Genomic DNA, 17591 nt, shown 5'->3' with positions numbered 1-17591 from the left:
GCGGATTAACGTCCAGAATTAAAAGCTGAATTCCCAATAAGGAGCTGATCATGAGTCAACAGACATCACGCCACCGTCGATGGGTGCTGGCATCGCGTCCGCACGGCGAGCCGGTACAGGATAATTTCCGCCTGGAAGAGGGCGATGTGCCGACGCCGGGCAACGGACAACTGTTGCTGCGCACCGTTTATCTTTCGCTCGATCCTTATATGCGTGGCCGCATGAGTGACGCGCCGTCCTATTCGCCGCCGGTAGAAATCGGCGCCACGATGGTCGGCGGCACGGTAAGCCGCGTTGAGCAGTCGAACCATGCCGATTATAAAATCGGTGACTGGGTGCTGAGTTACAGTGGTTGGCAGAACTATGACGTTTCCGACGGGCAGGGACTGATCAAACTCGGCGATAATCCGCAACATCCGTCCTGGGCGCTGGGTATCCTCGGGATGCCGGGCTTTACAGCGTACATGGGCTTGCTGGATATCGGCCAGCCGAAAGCCGGTGAAACGCTGGTGGTTGCTGCAGCCACCGGACCGGTGGGCGCGACGGTCGGACAGATTGGCAAGATTAAAGGCTGCCGTGTCGTGGGCGTGGCAGGCGGTAGCGAAAAATGCCGTCATGCCGTGGACACACTTGGCTTCGACGTTTGTCTCGATCACCGAGCGGAGGATTTCTCAGAGCAGCTGGCAGAAGCCTGCCCACAGGGCATTGACGTGTACTACGAAAACGTCGGCGGTAAAGTCTTTGATGCGGTACTGCCGCTGCTGAACACCTCAGCCCGCGTGCCGGTGTGCGGCCTGGTGAGCGGCTACAGCGCCACGGAACTGCCGGCCGGGCCCGATCGTTTGCCGTTGCTGATGGGTACGTTGCTGAAAAAACGCATTCGCATGCAAGGTTTTATCATTGGTCAGGACTACGGGCACCGCATCGGTGAGTTCCAGGCAGACATGGGCCAGTGGATCAATGATGGTTCGATAAAATATCGTGAACAGGTCACCGATGGGCTAGAAAATGCGCCAGAAACCTTTATCGGTATGCTAAAAGGTAAAAATTTCGGTAAAGTCGTTATTCGTGTCGGCACCGACGCGTAAAAAAACAACAGCGGCGCCATGCGCGCCGCAATTTTTCGTGCAAAAATTCCAGTAGCGTCTTTAATTAATCATGCAATAGCCTATTTGTATGATGTGTACGGCCTAAATTAACAACCTAATAATTAAATAGTTAATATTTGCAGCAGATTGATCCATGTTATTTCCAACACCACCCGCGATACAGGATATATCCTGATATTGTGCTGAGTTGTTTACTCGCAGGCCGTAACGAGAACAATGATTATGGAAACAGGAAATAACCATGCTTGATTTTGAAAAAGCGCAACGTATGAGCCTGACGATGCAGGTCGAAGTGAATTTAAAAAGCGCGTTGATTATTGGGGCACTGAAGCCCGGTGCCCGCCTGGTAACCCGGGATTTGGCTGAGCAGCTTGGCACCAGCATCACCCCGGTGCGGGAAGCGCTGCTGCGGCTGGTATCTTCCGGGGCACTGCAGGCCACACCGGCGCAGGCATTTTTAGTACCGGAGGTGTCGCTCCAGCGGTATAACGAAATCAATCAGATCCGTAAAAAGCTGGAAAGCATGGCAGCGTCTACGGCGGCATCGCTGATGACGGAGGAAAAACTACGGGATTTGCGCAACCACGTTAATGCCTTCGATGACGCGAAAGCGCAGGGCGATATGGAGGGAGCGTTACAATCTAACTGCCGGTTCCGTTTTCATCTGTATGACTACGCAGAGATGCCAACGCTGACCGCGCTCATCGAACAGCTGTGGGTGCGCATCGGGCCGTGTTTTAATTTTTTACATCCGCTGTCGTGCGAGATTTTTAAACAGGATCGGTATTATGACGATCTGTTGAGCGCGCTGGAAAAAAGGGATCAGGTGGAGAGTGGGGCGGCGATTTGTCGGGCTATCGATCAGGGTGCGGCTATTTTGCAGCGCCAGTACGTAAATTAATGCAGATAATTAATTTCGGTAATGAATAAATAACATGCGTGCCGGGCATTCCGGCACGCTGATATGGCGATTTAAACTAATTATGTTACTGGAACTGATAGGCCACCGATAAACCCACACCATAATTACGGCCAGGCGCGGGTTCGTAATAACGACCGTTAGATTCGTTCACAATTACCGAACCTACGTATTCGCGGTCGAACAGGTTATCGACGCGGCCAAAGACATCCATTTTCCAGTTGTCGGCGATGTTGAATTTATAACCGGTATTCAGGCCGACCACGGTCCACGACGGCGCTTTAGCGGTATTTTCGTCATTGGCCATGATATCGCTCAGATAGCGGATATCGCTGCCTGCGTACCAGCCCATCTCCGGCTCATAGCCAAACGAGGCGTATCCCATATTACGGGCGATGCCCGGAATACGGTTACCGTTGCAGTTGGCGTCATCACAGACGTTGCTGCGGTAGGTCGCGTCCAGCCATGTCCAGGCGGCTTTCAGTTTCCAGTTTTCACCAAACTGCTGATCGAGCGACAGCTCCGCGCCCTGACGACGGGTTTTACCGGCATTTTTATAGGTGGTACGCCCGCCACTGCTGGTGTCAGTCACGATTTCGTTATCGGTGTCGGTCTGGAACAGGGCGGCGGTCAACAGGCCGTTGCCAATACGCGTTTTGCTGCCGATTTCGACCGTTTCGTTAGTCGATGGCTCAAGGCCAAAGTTCAGTCCACTCTGGTTATCCGGGCGATAGGAAAGTTCGTTGATGGTCGGTGTTTCAAAACCTCGCCCCGCCGAGACGTACACGTTCCACGCATCGGTCACCGCATATTTCAGGGAGCCTGCCGGGAGCCATTTATGGTAGCTGGCATCGCCGCTGTCATCGCCGTTACCCGGCGTGACGTAGAAATCGTTGGAGTCGAACCACACCGAGCTATAGCGCACGCCCGCATCCAGCGACAGTTTATCGGTCAGCTGCCATTGGGTTTGCAGATACGGGTCTAGGTTCCACATCAGGTTACGCTCGTTACGGCGCATCTCGCCTTGCTGCCCGTAGTCCGGCACGCCGTTATCTATCACAAAGTTTTCGTAACCTTTGCGCTTCTCGCTCATGTTTTCGTAATCGAGGCCGGTGGTAAACGTGACCGGCACCAGCAGTTCGCCGCGATGCGTCCAGCGGGTATCAATGCCCTGATAATGACGGTCGAGGTCGATCACGCCGCCGGAGTGTGAAGGGTTGAGCTGCGGCCCCATGGGAATCGACTGGTACTGCGTGGTCTGGCGTTCCCCGGCGTACATCATCACGCTCAGGTCGTCGTTTTCGCTCAGCTGGCGTTCATAGCGCATACCCGCCTGGGTCTGCTTGATATCTTTGCGGGTGTTGTACTGATCGCCTCGTGGCGATTGCTGCGGGTCGGCGCGCCATTCGTTGTAGCTCAGGCCGCCCGGATCGTTAGCTTTAATGTCGACGCTGTTGAACATCAGGGTCAGTTTGCTGACGTCGTTAATGCGCACGCCGAGTTTGGCGTTGGCGAGGTTTTTACGCGCGCCACTGTGATCACGATAACCGTGGGTGTCGAAACGGGTGGTGGAGACGCTGTAATCCACGTCTCCCGCCTGCGTACCGTCGCCGACTGCCCCGCTGGCTTTCAGGCCGTAACGCCAGCTGCCAGAGCTGCCGTAATAGCTGCTGGCTTCAATGGTGGTCGGCCGCTGGCCGGTTTCGGTGGTGACATTCATCACCCCGCCGGATGAGTTACCGTACAGCGCGGAGAATGGGCCGCGCAGCACTTCGATATTTTCGACGCTGCTGATATCGATGTTTGAGGTCTGACCCTGGCCGTCCGGCATCGTGGAGGGAATACCGTCCACGTACAGGCGAATGCCGCGCACGCCGAAGGTCGAGCGGGAGCCGAACCCACGAATAGAAAGCTGTAAATCTTGGGCAAAGTTCTGACGATTCTGCACCTGCAGGCCGGGCACCGCACCGAGGGATTCAGACAGGTTCACGCGCGGCGTAGCGTGGCGCATATCGTCACCATTCACCACACTCACGGCGGCGGGTGTATCAAGTTCAGAGACGGTTTGTGGGCTGGCGGAGACAACCATCGTCTGTTCATTGGCGGCGAACGCGTCTGGCAGTGGAAGAAGCGGCAAAAGTAATGCCGGGAGCGCGGCCCTGCGGACAGTAATGATTTTCATGCAATTCTCGTGATAATGAACCAAATGGAACAACTGTGAATATGTTAATGCTTTTGTAAATTATTTGAAAATCATAACGGCACTTAACGTTAAGCGAAGGTTTAACAATGGCACATTTCCAGCGAAACAACGGAAATATCACTGCCCTTTTAATCTAATAATGATTACTATTCTCAACAACTAACGTGGCGCAAAGACGCTACGAGCAGGAAGCATGTCGGGCAATACAAAATTTGGTTTTTAAAAAGGGAGTCGTCATGTTTTTACGTCATATGTCCATGCCGCGTTTACGCCGTTCACTGCTGTTATCTTCACTGCTGCTCACGGGCTCATTCAGCGCCCATGCGGCGGATGACATGCTGCGCAAAGCCGTCGGCAAAGGGGCCTACGAAATGGCGCTCAGCGAGCAGGAAAATGCGCTGTGGGTAGCCACGTCACAAAGCCGTAAAACCGACAAGGGTGGAGTGATTTACCGTCTCGACCCGGTAACGCTTGAGGCGACCCAGCTGATTCACAGCGATTTAAAACCGTTCGGCGCGACGATCGATAACCAGACGCAGACCTTGTGGTTTGGCAATACCACCAACGGTACCATTACCGCCATTGATGGCAAAACCGGCGACGTGAAAGGGCGCGTGGTGCTCGATTCGCGCCAGCGCAGCGAAACCGTTAAACCGTTGCAACCGCGCGAGCTGGCATCTAACGACAAAACCAACACCGTGTACGTGACCGGCGTCGGCAAAGAAAGCGTGGTATGGGTGATTGATGGCGCAACGCTGAAGCTGAAAGCGACCATTAGCGGAACAGGTAATCGAAGCACCGCTCTGGCGTTGGATAACGATGCGCAGCGTCTGTATACCGTTAGCGCTGATGGCGAGCTGATCACCATCAACACCGCCAGTAACAGCATTCTGACGCGTCAGAGATTGGTTGATGACGGCAAAGAACACGCCTTCCTGAATATCGCACTGGATACCACGAATCATCGCGCCTGGATAACCGATTTCAAACAGCCGGAGCTGTTGGTGGTGGACTACCGGGACGGCAAAGTGCTGAACAAAATTGCGGTACCAGAATCGCTGGCCGTGACGTTCAACCCGGTGCGCAATGAAGTTTACGTGACTCACCGCAAGGCGGGGAAAGTCAGCGTGATTGATGCGAAAACCAATAAAGTGGTGAAAACCTTCGATACCCCAACGTACCCGAACAGCCTGGCACTTTCCGCCGATGGTAAAACGCTGTACGTGAGCGTGAAGCAGGAATCCACCCGCGAGAAAGAAGCGACGCAGCCGGATGATGTGATTCGGATTACGCTTTAATCCACAAAAAAAGCCCGGCAAGATTGCGCCGGGCTTTCACTATACTGCCCGGTAGCGCTTACGCTGACCGGGCCTATAATTACTTCACATCATCCGGATGAACCGGCGCGGTACTGTGAATTTCATTCACGCGCTTACGCACGCCAAACCAGCCAGCAACCAGCAGCACGGCCAGCAGCGGAATCGAGCCGATGGTGTAAGTGCCGTTCGGATAATCAAAGGCCATCAGCACCAGTACGCTGAACAGGAACAGCAGCGTCAGCCATGAGGTGAAGGGCGCGCCTGGCATTTTGAAGCTGACATCCGCGCATTTCCCTTCTTTGATGCACTTACGCAGGCGCATCTGGCACACCACGATAAAGGCCCAAGAAGCGATGATACCGATAGACGCGACGTTCAGGACAATCTCAAACACCTGAGACGGCACCAGATAGTTCAGGAACACGCCAAAGACATAGACCACCAGCGTCGCAAGGATCCCGGCGTAAGGCACCTGTTGTTTGCTCATTTTTGACATGAACTTCGGCGCGGAACCGCCCATCGACATAGAGCGCAGAATACGACCTGTCGAATATAACCCGGAGTTCAGGCTAGAGAGGGCTGCCGTCAGCACCACCATATTCATCACGTCGCCAATATACGGCACGCCGAGCTTCGAGAAGAAGGTCACGAACGGACTTTGTCCTGCCTGATAGGCATTCCATGGCAGCAACAGAACCAGCAATACCACAGAGCCGACGTAGAACAGGCCGATACGCCAGATAACGCTGTTGATGGCTTTCGGTACCATCGTCTGCGGGTCTTTACATTCCCCCGCGGCGGTCCCGACCAGTTCAATAGAGGCGAAAGCAAACACCACGCCCTGAACCAGCACCAGCGCAGGCAGCAGGCCATGCGGGAATAAACCGCCATTATCGGTGATTAAATGGAAGCCGGTGGTGCCGCCGTCAAGCGGTTTGCCACTGCCGAGGAAAACAGTCCCGACCACGAGGAACGCGACGATCGCCAGCACTTTCACCAGCGCGAACCAGAACTCCATTTCGGCAAACCATTTCACACCAATCATGTTCATGGTGCCGACAATTGCCAGTGCGCCAAGCGCAAAGACCCACTGCGGTACGTCGCCAAAGGCGCCCCAATAGTGCATGTACAGTGCGACGGCGGTGATGTCGACTATCCCGGTCATCGCCCAGTTAACGAAATACATCCAGCCCGCCACGTAGGCGGCTTTTTCGCCGAGGAATTCACGCGCGTAGGACACGAAGCTGCCGCTGGACGGACGGTGAAGTACCAGTTCGCCGAGCGCACGAAGAATAAAGAAGGAGAAAATACCGCACACCAGATAGACGATGGCGAGAGAGGGGCCAGCCATCTGTAAGCGTGCACCGGCACCCAAAAACAGACCGGTACCGATTGCGCCGCCAATGGCGATCATTTGAACCTGACGGTTGCTCATCGCTTTGTGATAACCCGCTTCATGCGAGTTCAGCCAGCGGCGTTTAGCTGCGTGATGCTCCGCCGCGCTGTTGTTTTGTGTGGTCATTGTTGTATCCCATTTACCTGTCTTTACCCCAATAAGGGGTCCAAAAGTACCGCCGCGTTTAAACGATTGCGCGGCAGCACACAATTCTGCCTTTCTCAACATTCTGACGCAGAGATAAGGCAAAACATGGCGCAGCATCGTACCTGCAAATGGTAAGCGACGCAAAACTTACCCGCCGATCCAGTGACGGATGTCGTAACATTTCGTGTGGTCAGATCTGCTGTTTAATCGGAAACCAACAGCATAACGAATCGGGAGAGATTCCAGTAAGTTACGCCAGACGTAGCGCATCAATCAGTAAGGCAAACGCCGCGATGTGCTGGCGTATTCCAGGGGAGTAGAGGTAATCGCCGGGGAATGGCGGGCACCCGTCTTCAAGTACTCATTTATGAATCATATTCATAGTACCAATCTGATTATGCAGTCTTATCTTCGACGGCGTTCCGCGCTACGCTGAATAGATCAACCAGGAGGAAGTATGAAAATTATTCGTAGTGGTTCACTGCCGTCTGTAACCGGTCCAGAGCAATGGTTTACCGGCAAGGTCAGAATTGATGCGCCGTTTCAGGCAACAGACCCGGCAAAAGTCGGTGGGGCAACGGTAACGTTTGAACCAGGCGCACGCACTGCATGGCACACACATCCGCTGGGGCAAACGCTGATTGTGACGCAGGGCCGCGGCTGGTTGCAGGAAGAAGGGAAAGAAGCGCAGGCGCTGAATCAGGGCGATATCGCGTGGATCCCGCCGGGTATCAAACATTGGCACGGTGCAAGTTCAGCAACGGCGATGACGCATATCGCCATTGCTGAATCCGAGAATGGCTCGCCTGTAACCTGGCTCGATAAAGTCACGGACGAAGAATACGCCGGACGTTAATTAACGAAGGATTCTTTACCTTTGATGCAGGCCTGAGGGGGAGCGGTGAGGATTAACGTGGTGGGCACTAGCGGCGTGGGAAAATCAACCCTGGCTCGCCGTCTGGCTACGCAATTGAATGTACCTTACATAGAAATGGATACGCTCTACTGGCGCCCAGATTGGCAGGGAACACCAGACGATGAACTGTTTGCTCGGCTGGAAGAAGTACTGGCCGTCAGTGAAGGCTGGGTACTCGACGGCAATTATAACCGTACTCGTCCGGTGAAATGGCGTAACGTCGAGATGATTGTATGGGTGGATTATGGGTTCTGGCGCACGTTACGTCAGGCTGTTGGTCGGGCAGTTTCGCGAGCGTGGACGAAACAGGAACTGTGGCCGGGCACCGGAAATCACGAAAGTTTTCAACTCTCGTTTTTAAGTCGAGACTCGATTATTTTATGGACGCTAAAAACCTGGCATAAAAATCGACAGCGTTATTTGGCCGATTTGCACGACCCACAATTTTCCGGCCTGACCTTCGTCAGGCTGCGAAATCAGGCCGATACTGACGCTCTTATTGCAAAATTGACGGTAAGCACTACCAACTGATATCTAATTTTGTGCAGAGCAAATGTAAATAAATTGTTTCTCACACGGCTCAAGCCCTTCTAATAATGCAGACATGTTCCTCATCAAGAGCCTGCGACATGTCTTACCGAATCAGCATTCTGGATAAAAGCCCACTGGCAGATGGCGAGACCGCATCTCAGGCACTGGCACGCACGTTAACACTGGCGCAACAGGCTGACGCCTGGGGCTATCACCGTTTATGGATTGCCGAGCATCACAACACGCCACAGCTGGCGAGCCCGTCCCCGGAAGTGGTGATTGGCTGGCTGCTGGGGCAGACGCACCGTATTCGGATCGGGTCCGGCGGCGTGATGCTGCAACACTACAGCCCATACAAAGTGGCGGAAAACTTCAATCTACTGGCGTCATTGGCTCCGGGGCGTGTTGATCTGGGTGTCGGCAAAGCGCCAGGCGGTTTACCGCATTCCACTCGCGCGTTGCAGCAGGGCGTCGATCTGCAACAAAAGGGCACGTTCGCTGATCAGCTCGCGCAACTGGACAACTGGTTATCGCTGACGCGAGCGGAAAGCGCCGATGCGGTGCTGGCGACGCCTGTTCCACCACAGCGTCCGGACGGCTTTCTGCTGGGGGCGAGCCTCGAAAGTGCCGAGCTGGCCGCTCGACTCGACTGGAACTTTGTTTTTGCGGCGCACCTCAACGGTGACAAAAATTTGCTGCGGGATGTTCTGACTCGCTGGCGCGACCGCAGCCTGCGAGATGCGATAGTCGCAGTCCAGGTTATTGTCGCGCCGGATGCGATACAGGCCGCGAAGCTTGCCGCACAGGTGGAGGTCTGGGGCGTGAGGCTGGAAAACGGCCAGCGCGTGTCGGTGGCCAGCCAGCAGCAGGCCGACGCTTTTGCGCATCAGGCGGGCAGCCCGGCGGTGGAAATTGTGCGCCGCGAATCGGCCGTCATTGCGGGCACTGCGCGGCAGGTTCATGACCAACTCGATACGCTGCATCACACGTTTGGTATCGACGAATTCATTATCGACACCCCGGTGGCTGAAGGTGCGGCCCGTCTGGCGTCGTTGCGCCTGCTGGCAGAAGAACTTAACCGCGCGGAGGTGCTGTCATGAGCTTTGAACAACAGCTGATTACCTGGCGGCGCGAGTTGCACCAGTTCCCGGAGCTGTCTTTACAGGAAGTGGCGACCACCGCGCGCATTCGTGACTGGTTGCAAAGCGCCGGGCTGTCGATTTTGCCCTATGCATTGAAAACCGGCCTGGTGGTTGAGATTGGGCAGGGCGAAAAAGTGATAGCGCTGCGCGCAGACATCGACGCTCTGCCGATTGAAGAGGCCGCAGACGTAGCATTCCGTTCGCAAAATGCAGGCGTCATGCACGCCTGCGGCCATGACATTCACACCAGCGTGATGCTTGGCGCGGCGCTGCTGCTCAACGCCCGCGAAGCACAGTTACCGGGGCGAGTCCGTATTCTGTTTCAACCTGCCGAAGAGAATTTTGGCGGCGCAAAAACGCTGATCCGCGCCGGAGCGCTGGAAGGCGTTTCCGCCATTTTCGGTATGCATAACGAACCAGGGCTGCCGGTGGGCGCCTTTGCCACTCGCGGCGGGGCGTTCTACGCCAACGTAGATCGTTTCGTGATGCGGGTGCACGGAAAGGGTGCCCACGCAGCCCGCCCTCATGAAGGACAAGATGCGATCCTGCTCGCCAGCCAGTTGGTGAGCGCTCTGCAAAGCGTCGCCAGTCGCGAAGTAAACACCCTGGATTCGATGGTGCTGAGCGTGACGCGCATTCAGGGCGGCAATACCTGGAACGTGCTGCCAGAAAACGTTGAACTGGAAGGCACGCTGCGCACCCATCGAACCGACGTTCAGCAGCAGGTTAAAGCCCGAGTGAGCGAAATCGCCGCCGGGTTTGCTGGCGCATTCCGGGCGCAAATCGACGTTATCTGGCACGCGGGGCCAACCGCACTGGTGAATACCGCCGAATGGGCCGAATTCGCCACCACCGTGGCCGACGAAGTGGGTTATCACACCGCCACCGCAGATTTACACATGGGCGGTGAAGATTTTGCCGTGTATTTGCAGCAGACGCCTGGCGCATTCGTCAGTATCGGCAGCGCCAGTGAATTTGGCCTGCACCATCCGGCGTTTAATCCGGATGAAAAACTGATCACTCCGGCGGCGCACTATTTCGCAACGCTGGCAGAAAAAGCCTTACAGCACCTTTAATTTCATTCTTAATTTTTATTACCGGCAGGGTAAGGGGTCATTATGTCTACAGCACGACAATTACGGCTTGGCACGATATTACATGGTGCATCTGGAAATATGTCTGCCTGGCGTCATCCGGCGGCGCAGGCCGATGCCAGTATTAATTTTGAGTTTGTGAAACAAACGGCGTTAAAAGCGGAGCAGGGCAAGCTGGATTTTATTTTTGTTGCCGACGGCCTGTATATCAATGAAAAGTCGATCCCTCATTTTTTAAATCGCTTTGAACCGCTGACGGTCTTATCGGCGCTGGCGAGCGTGACGCAGCATCTCGGTCTGGTCGGCACGCTGTCGACATCTTATAGCGAACCGTTTATCACCGCCCGCCAGTTCGCGAGCCTCGACCATTTGAGCAATGGCCGCGCGGGCTGGAACGTGGTGACGTCGCCCCTGGAAGGGTCGGCGAAGAACTTTTCCCGTGCACAGCATCCCGAACACGCGCTGCGCTATCGCATCGCCGATGAATATTTGCAGGTGGTAAAAGGGCTGTGGGATTCCTGGGAAGACGATGCGTTTGTGCGTAACAAGGCCAGCGGGCAGTTCTTCGACGCGTCAAAACTGCACACCCTCTATCATCACGGTGATTTTTTCCAGATTGCTGGACCGCTGAATATTGGGCGTACGCCGCAGGGCAGGCCGATTATATTCCAGGCGGGTGCGTCAGATGACGGCAAAAAATTAGCCGCCACCCACGCCGACGCTATTTTCACCCATCATGAATCCCTGACAGAAGCGCAGGATTTTTATCGCGATGTGAAAAGCCAGCTCGAAATTCACGGCCGACGAGCTGATGAGCTGCATATTTTCCAGGGCGTAAGTGTAATTGTCGGGGATGACGCCGACGATGTGGAACAGCAATATCAGACCACTGCCGCGCTGGTGTCAGTGGAAGACGCGCTGAATTATCTGGGGCGTTATTTCGAACATCACGATTTCAGCCAGTATCCGCTGGATGAACCTTTCCCTGAACTGGGCGACCTCGGACAGAACAGTTTCCGCAGCACCACGGATGAAATCAAACGCAATGCCCGCGTGCGCGGGTTAACCCTGCGGCAGGTGGCGCTGGAAGCGGCCAGTCCACGCCCGCGATTTTCCGGCACGCCGGAGGAGGTTGCCGACGGTTTACAGCTGTGGTTCGACAGCCACGCAGCAGACGGTTTCATCATCCAGGGCGGCACGCCGGATACCTTCCCACGCTTTGTCGACCGGGTTGTGCCGGTGCTGCAGGCGCGTGGTCTGTTCCGTCAGGATTATCCTGGCACAACGCTTCGTGAAAGCCTCGGGCTGACGCTGCCCGTCAATCAGTTCACACAATAATTGCCAGCACTGTTCACAAAACAATAAGAGAGACTTCACCATGCAAAAATCATCGTTACTGCTGGCAATCGCGCTGGCATTTTCCGGGCTGGTGCAGGCCAGCGACGTCACTATTAACGGTACAGGCGTGAGCGTAGAGGCCAATAAAACGCCGGTGAATACCGATAAAAATCCGTCGGCGATAGCTCAACTCCCCGCGAGCTTTAAACCGGCGGTGCCGGGCAAATTCACCGTTGCCGTGGCGGGCCTGAATCAGCCGCCGCTGACCGTGTTTTCTGATGACAACAAAACCCTGCTCGGCAGCGAAGTGGATATCGCCCGTCTGGTCGCCGACAGCCTCGGGCTGCAGCTCAACGTGGTAGTGACCTCCTGGGAAGACTGGCCGCTCGGCGTGGCCTCCGGCAAATATGATGCCGCAGTCAGCAATATTACGGTGACCAAAGAGCGCAAAGAGAAGTTTGATTTTGCCACCTACCGCAAAGATTCGCTGGGGTTCTACGTCAAATCGGGCAGTTCAATTGGCAAGATTGAGAAAGCGGAAGATATCGCCGGGCTGCGGATTATCGTCGGCTCCGGTACCAACCAGGAAGCCATTCTGCTGGCGTGGAATGCGGAAAACCTCAAAAAGGGCTTAAAACCGTTTATCCCGGTTTACACCAAAGATGATGCGGCGCAAACCCTGGCGCTGCAGTCCGGACGCGCCGATGCCTATTTTGGTCCGAACGTGATTGGTGCGTGGAAAGCAGCGCTCAACGGTAAAACGCAGCTGGTCGGCAGCGTCGACGGCGGCTGGCCGAAGGCGGCGCACATCGCTGTAACGCTGAAAAAAGGCAGTGGTTTAGCTGAACCGGTACAAACGGCGCTGAACGGCGTCATCCAGAACGGTGACTACGACAAAGTGCTGAACCGCTGGGGCGAAAGCGTAGAACGCATTCCGCATTCTGAACTCAACCCTGCCGGACTCGGCGACTGAGGAGCCTCACCATGACTGAACGCTTTCGTGATGTTTCCCCGGAAGATGCCGAGCTTGAGCCGATTTTAGACGGTCTGTTTGCCGAGTATGCCGCGCGTTACGGCGACTACTTTTCGCGTGATGCGGAAGTGGAACAGACCGAGTGGTATCTCGCGCCACAGGGGTTGTTTATCGTGCTGGAGCGCGACGGCGCGATCATCGCCACCGGGGCGTACAAACCCTATGACGAGCAGACCGCGGAAATTAAACGCATCTGGACCGACAAAACGCTGCGCCAGCAAGGGCTCGCCGGTCGGGTGGTGGCAGAACTTGAACGTCGGGCACGGCTCGCGGGCTATGTGCAGATGTACCTGACCACCGGTTTCCGCCAGCCGGAAGCGGTGCGTTTGTATCTCAGCCAGGGCTATCAGCCGCAGTTCGATCTCGATCGCGACCCGGAAGAGTACAGTCGTCCGCCGTTTGACGGTCGGCTGCGGTTCACCAAAGCGCTGGCGCTGCCGGTGCTCAGCAAAAGTGCCTGAGGAATGACAATGAAGAGCAACGAAACCATCAAAGTGGTGCCCGCGCGATATCCGCTGCGTATCGTTGGGGCAGGCGTGGCGCTGCTGGTGCTGGCGATTGTGGTGCAGTCGGTGGCCTTTAATCCGCGCTGGGAATGGGCAGTATTCGCCCGCTGGTTCTTTGACCCGGTGATACTGGAAGGGCTTGGGCAAACGCTGCTGTTAACGTTGCTCGGCACGGTACTGAGCGTGATGTTTGGTGGCCTGCTGGCGCTGTGCCGGCTGTCGTCCTCCTGGTTGCTCAGCAGCCTGGCGTGGGCGTACATCTGGCTGTTCCGCTCGTTGCCGCTGATCGTGGTACTGATCGTGCTGTACAACTTTTCGTATCTCTACGACACGCTGTCGGTCGGCATTCCGTTTACCGGGATTACGTGGGCCAGTTACCAGACTATTAACGTGCTCGGCCAGTTTTCAACGGCGGTGGTGGGTCTGACGCTGGTGCAAAGTGCCTACACGGCAGAAATCATTCGCGGCGGTTTTCTTGGGGTCGATCATGGGCAATATGAAGCCGCGTCAGCGCTCGGTTTACCCGCCTGGCGACGCACGCTACGCATCATTTTACCGCAGGCGTTGCGCACCATTTTACCGTCCGGTTTCAACGAAATTATCAGCCTCGCGAAGGGCACCGCGATGGTGTACGTACTGGCAATGCCGGAGCTGTTTTACACCATCCAGATGATCTACAACCGCACGCAGGAAGTCATTCCACTACTGATGGTGGGTGCAGTGTGGTATCTGGTGATCACCAGTTTCCTCTCCGCCATTCAGTATTTGGTTGAACGGGCGCTGGCGAAGAGCGAACGCCGCTCCGCTGTGAACAGCAACCGCAGCCGCGCCGCGGTATCTACCGCCACACCAACCCCGGAGGCTGCCCATGCTCAACTCTCCTGAAGGCCATATTTCGATTACCGGCGTCAGTAAATTTTTCGGTCGCCATAAAGCGCTGGATAACGTGTCGCTGGAGATCCCGCCCGGAACGGTGACGGTGATTTTGGGCCCGTCAGGATCGGGAAAATCGACGTTGCTGCGCACCATTAATCATCTGGAGCGCGTCGATGAAGGGTTTATCCAGATTGATGGGGACTACATTGGCTATCGCCGGCAGGGCGATAAGCTGTACGAACTCAAGGAAAAAGAGATCCTACGCCAGCGCGTGAACGTCGGTTACGTGTTTCAGAATTTCAATCTGTTCCCGCACATGACGGTGCTGGAAAACCTGATTGAAGCGCCGGTGGCGCATCGCCAACTGAGCCGTAAGCAGGCGACGGAACGTGCTTATGCGCTGCTGGACGTGGTCGGGCTGCGCAATAAGGCCGATGCCTGGTCGCGACATTTGTCGGGTGGGCAACAGCAGCGCATTGCCATTGCGCGGGCGCTGGCGCTCGATCCGCGAGTGATGCTGTTTGATGAACCCACGTCGGCCCTCGATCCTGAACTGGTGGGTGAAGTGCTGGACGTTATCAAAAAGCTGGCCCGGTCTGGCACCACGCTGGTGGTGGTGACGCATGAGATTGGTTTTGCGCGCGAAGTGGCGGACCAGGTGGTATTTATGGTCGACGGCAAAATTGTGGAACAGGGCGAAAGCGACGCGGTCCTGAATCGCCCCCAGCACCCGCGAACCCGACAATTTTTATCAAAGGTACTGTCATGAATAAATGGATGTTACTGGGTGGGCTGCTGTGCGCCAGCTCGGCGATGGCAGAAGGGCGCATTGACCTGAAGGCGAATGAGCAGCCGCTGCCGGTAGTACGCGATGAGGCGGCGATCGCAAAGATCCCCGGCAGCTATAAGTTTGTCGAACCGGGCACGCTGACGGTGGCGATTTCTGCGCTAAATTCTCCGCCGCTGGCGTTACTGGCCAGCGATAACCGCACAAGGATTGGCAGCGATCCGGATATCGCCCGACTGCTGGCGGGTAGCCTTGGCCTTAAGCTGAAACTGGTCCCGACGGCGTGGGAAGACTGGCCGCTCGGCATTACTTCCGGGCGCTATGACGTGGCGCTGGTGAATATAGGGGTCACCGAACAGCGCAAACAGAAATTTGATTTTGCGACCTATCGCGTCGATTCGCTGGCGTTTTCGGTGAAAACGGGGAGCCCGATAACGACGGTTAAAGGGCCGGCCGATCTCTCCGGTAAGAAGGTGATTGTCGGTTCTGGTACGAATCAGGAGCGCATTTTACTCGGCTGGAATGCTGAGAACGAAAAAGCAGGGCGCACGCCTGCGCTGCCGGTGTACCTGACTGATGACGCTTCCGCCAATCTCTACATTCAGTCCGGACGCGCCGACGTGTTCTTCGGCCCGCAGTCCGTTTCGGCGTATAAAGCGGCATTGAGCGGGAAAACTAGCGTCGTCGGCCTGGGGCCGAAAAAAGCGTATGTGGCGACCACCACCAAAAAGGGCAATCAGCTGGTGTATGCTCTGCAAGCCGCGCTGAACGGCGGTATTGAACGCGGTGAGGTACAGCGTATTCTGGCGCGCTGGGGTGAAGACGGCGAGGGCGTGGCGCAGTCCGACGTTAACCCGCCGGGGATCACCTATCCATAATTTGGGTCCACGGCGTAAAGGCATAAACGTTATGACGTAATCACGAGGCTGAGTAACAATACCATCAGTAATCCGACGATCGAGCTGATGAGTTCAAGTAGTCCCCATGTTTTGAAGGTATCTTTCATGGATATACCAAAAGTCTCTTTGAATAATAAGAAACCGCCATCGTACATTAGCGTTATCGTATTACTGCCACAGGCGACGGCCAGGCACATTAGCGCTGGATTCAGATGAAATGCATTAACCATTGGCGCGACAATGCCGGCTGAGGTGATAGCCGCGACTGCACCCTGGCCGGTGAGAATGCGAATAATAGCCGTGATTATCCACGCGACAATAAATGGCGAGAGTGAGACGTCACTCATAATACTGACAATATGGCCCCCAACACCTGAGACGATAATCACCTGTTTCAGGATCCCGCCTGCACTGATAACAAACAGGACGTTGGCAATTTTGGCAATGGAATCACTCACGCAATGCGTAATATTCTCAGTGGACATTCCTCGTTTCTTACCCAAAAACCAAATGGCCGCCATTGTTGCCAGCAGCATACTGATTTCTGCGCTGCCTAAAAACGTGCAGAGTTTTGCCAGGCCGCTATCGACGCCCATAAATCCTTTTACCACCGATGCCACCACCATCAGCACGGCCGGAATCAGAGGTATTAGCATACTGATACCAAAAGAAGGAAGATCGGCTGACGACTTCTCTTCTACCGGTTTCATCATAGAGTTCAGGGGGATTGATTTAATGCCGGGCAAAAATTTAGGCAGTAAAATCCCGGTGCAAAAAAGAGCAGGGATAATGACAATGATTCCGTACAGATACACCTGAACAATATCGGCATTAAATGCACTGATAAGCGCTACCGGGCCAGGCTGTGGTGGGAAAAGACTGTGCCCCAGCGTGGCGCCTACCACCGTAGGAACAACCAGCTTCATGTAGGGAATGTTCGCCTTTTTGGCAATATTCAATACCAGCGGCATAGCTATCAAGAATGCCACTTCATAAAACATCGCAATCCCAAAAATGACGCCAACAAACATCAGTCCGGTTGACAAGAAACGCGTGCCGCAGCGCTTAATGACGGTATCGGCAATTTGCTGGCTGGCGCCTGATTCGGTCATAAACCGGCCAATGATCGCCCCAAATATAATAATAAGTGCCAGATGCCCTAAAATACCGCCGAGACCATCCTGAATGACCGGAACAATTTTATCGACTGGGATGCCTTCCATAATAGCGACAAATATGCCCGCAATCAGCAACGCAAATATATTGTGGAATTTATATTTTAGATTCATTATGACGAGAAGGGCGATACCAACCAGAACCCAAAACAGAGCCAGTAAGGGGGACATATGTTTACCTGCATTCAACGCATTGAATAA

Annotated in this window: 16 protein-coding genes; 13 read left to right on the top strand and 3 right to left on the bottom strand. The window is 55.1% G+C overall.

Annotated elements, in window-relative coordinates:
* The first annotated feature begins 50 nt into the window (after window positions 1–50).
* Complete coding sequence (curA, locus tag MUU47_RS04860) at window positions 51–1088, top strand: NADPH-dependent curcumin/dihydrocurcumin reductase (RefSeq protein ID WP_258987039.1); 1038 nt, start codon at window positions 51–53, stop codon at window positions 1086–1088.
* A gap of 262 nt (window positions 1089–1350) precedes the next feature.
* The gene (locus MUU47_RS04855) at window positions 1351–2010 is read left to right on the top strand and encodes a GntR family transcriptional regulator (protein ID WP_258987038.1); all 660 of its coding nucleotides are present in this window, start codon (window positions 1351–1353) and stop codon (window positions 2008–2010) included.
* A gap of 85 nt (window positions 2011–2095) precedes the next feature.
* Here MUU47_RS04855 and pqqU read toward each other — a convergent pair whose 3' ends face one another.
* Window positions 2096–4210, bottom strand: coding sequence for a TonB-dependent receptor PqqU (pqqU, locus tag MUU47_RS04850; RefSeq protein WP_258987037.1), 2115 nt, complete (start codon window positions 4208–4210; stop codon window positions 2096–2098).
* A gap of 257 nt (window positions 4211–4467) precedes the next feature.
* Here pqqU and yncE point away from each other — a divergent pair, with 257 nt between their 5' ends.
* Complete coding sequence (gene yncE / locus MUU47_RS04845) at window positions 4468–5529, top strand: 7-bladed beta-propeller protein YncE (protein WP_258987036.1); 1062 nt, start codon at window positions 4468–4470, stop codon at window positions 5527–5529.
* Between the two features lie 79 nt (window positions 5530–5608).
* Here the strand turns inward: yncE and ansP are convergent, their stop codons facing one another.
* Window positions 5609–7072 carry an L-asparagine permease gene (ansP, locus tag MUU47_RS04840; protein ID WP_258987034.1) on the bottom strand — a complete coding sequence of 488 codons (1464 nt, stop codon included), beginning with the start codon at window positions 7070–7072 and terminating at the stop codon, window positions 5609–5611.
* Window positions 7073–7550: 478 nt separating this feature from the next.
* Between ansP and MUU47_RS04830 the strand changes: the two genes are divergently transcribed.
* The 10 genes from MUU47_RS04830 to MUU47_RS04790 all read left to right on the top strand — a co-directional run bounded on the left by MUU47_RS04830 (window position 7551) and on the right by MUU47_RS04790 (window position 16194).
* Window positions 7551–7949, top strand: coding sequence for a (R)-mandelonitrile lyase (locus tag MUU47_RS04830; protein WP_258987033.1), 399 nt, complete (start codon window positions 7551–7553; stop codon window positions 7947–7949).
* Between the two features lie 45 nt (window positions 7950–7994).
* Entirely contained in the window at window positions 7995–8540 is a 546-nt protein-coding gene (locus MUU47_RS04825; protein ID WP_258987031.1) for an AAA family ATPase, read from the top strand.
* 98 nt (window positions 8541–8638) lie between these two features.
* Window positions 8639–9640 carry an MsnO8 family LLM class oxidoreductase gene (locus MUU47_RS04820; protein ID WP_258987030.1) on the top strand — a complete coding sequence of 334 codons (1002 nt, stop codon included), beginning with the start codon at window positions 8639–8641 and terminating at the stop codon, window positions 9638–9640.
* Complete coding sequence (locus MUU47_RS04815) at window positions 9637–10758, top strand: amidohydrolase (RefSeq protein ID WP_258987029.1); 1122 nt, start codon at window positions 9637–9639, stop codon at window positions 10756–10758. Before MUU47_RS04820 ends, MUU47_RS04815 begins: the two co-directional genes overlap by 4 nt.
* 42 nt (window positions 10759–10800) lie before the next feature.
* Window positions 10801–12114: an LLM class flavin-dependent oxidoreductase gene (locus MUU47_RS23630; RefSeq protein ID WP_509908859.1), complete on the top strand. Its 1314-nt coding sequence runs from the start codon at window positions 10801–10803 to the stop codon at window positions 12112–12114.
* A 40-nt stretch (window positions 12115–12154) separates the two neighbouring features.
* Window positions 12155–13087 (top strand): ABC transporter substrate-binding protein, encoded by a 933-nt coding sequence (locus tag MUU47_RS23625; protein ID WP_509908858.1) that lies wholly within the window; start codon window positions 12155–12157, stop codon window positions 13085–13087.
* An 11-nt stretch (window positions 13088–13098) separates the two neighbouring features.
* On the top strand, window positions 13099–13608 hold the full coding sequence (locus tag MUU47_RS04805; protein WP_258987028.1) for a GNAT family N-acetyltransferase: 510 nt from the start codon (window positions 13099–13101) through the stop codon (window positions 13606–13608).
* A 9-nt stretch (window positions 13609–13617) separates the two neighbouring features.
* Window positions 13618–14538, top strand: coding sequence for an amino acid ABC transporter permease (locus MUU47_RS04800; protein WP_258987027.1), 921 nt, complete (start codon window positions 13618–13620; stop codon window positions 14536–14538).
* A complete protein-coding gene (locus MUU47_RS04795; protein ID WP_258987025.1) occupies window positions 14522–15298 on the top strand; it encodes an amino acid ABC transporter ATP-binding protein in 777 nt (258 codons plus the stop codon). The genes MUU47_RS04800 and MUU47_RS04795 overlap by 17 nt, the downstream gene beginning before the upstream one ends.
* Window positions 15299–15342: 44 nt before the next feature.
* Complete coding sequence (locus MUU47_RS04790; protein ID WP_258987248.1) at window positions 15343–16194, top strand: ABC transporter substrate-binding protein; 852 nt, start codon at window positions 15343–15345, stop codon at window positions 16192–16194.
* 29 nt (window positions 16195–16223) lie between these two features.
* Here MUU47_RS04790 and MUU47_RS04785 read toward each other — a convergent pair whose 3' ends face one another.
* On the bottom strand, window positions 16224–17561 hold the full coding sequence (locus MUU47_RS04785) for a gluconate:H+ symporter (RefSeq protein WP_258987024.1): 1338 nt from the start codon (window positions 17559–17561) through the stop codon (window positions 16224–16226).
* Between the last annotated feature and the right edge of the window lie 30 nt (window positions 17562–17591).

Origin of the sequence: Scandinavium hiltneri, from assembly GCF_024764835.1 — a bacterium.
Taxonomy (GTDB): Bacteria; Pseudomonadota; Gammaproteobacteria; order Enterobacterales; family Enterobacteriaceae; genus Scandinavium; species Scandinavium hiltneri.
The sequence above is the reverse complement of the archived record's forward strand: the minus strand, read 5'-3'. Positions and strand labels throughout refer to the sequence as shown.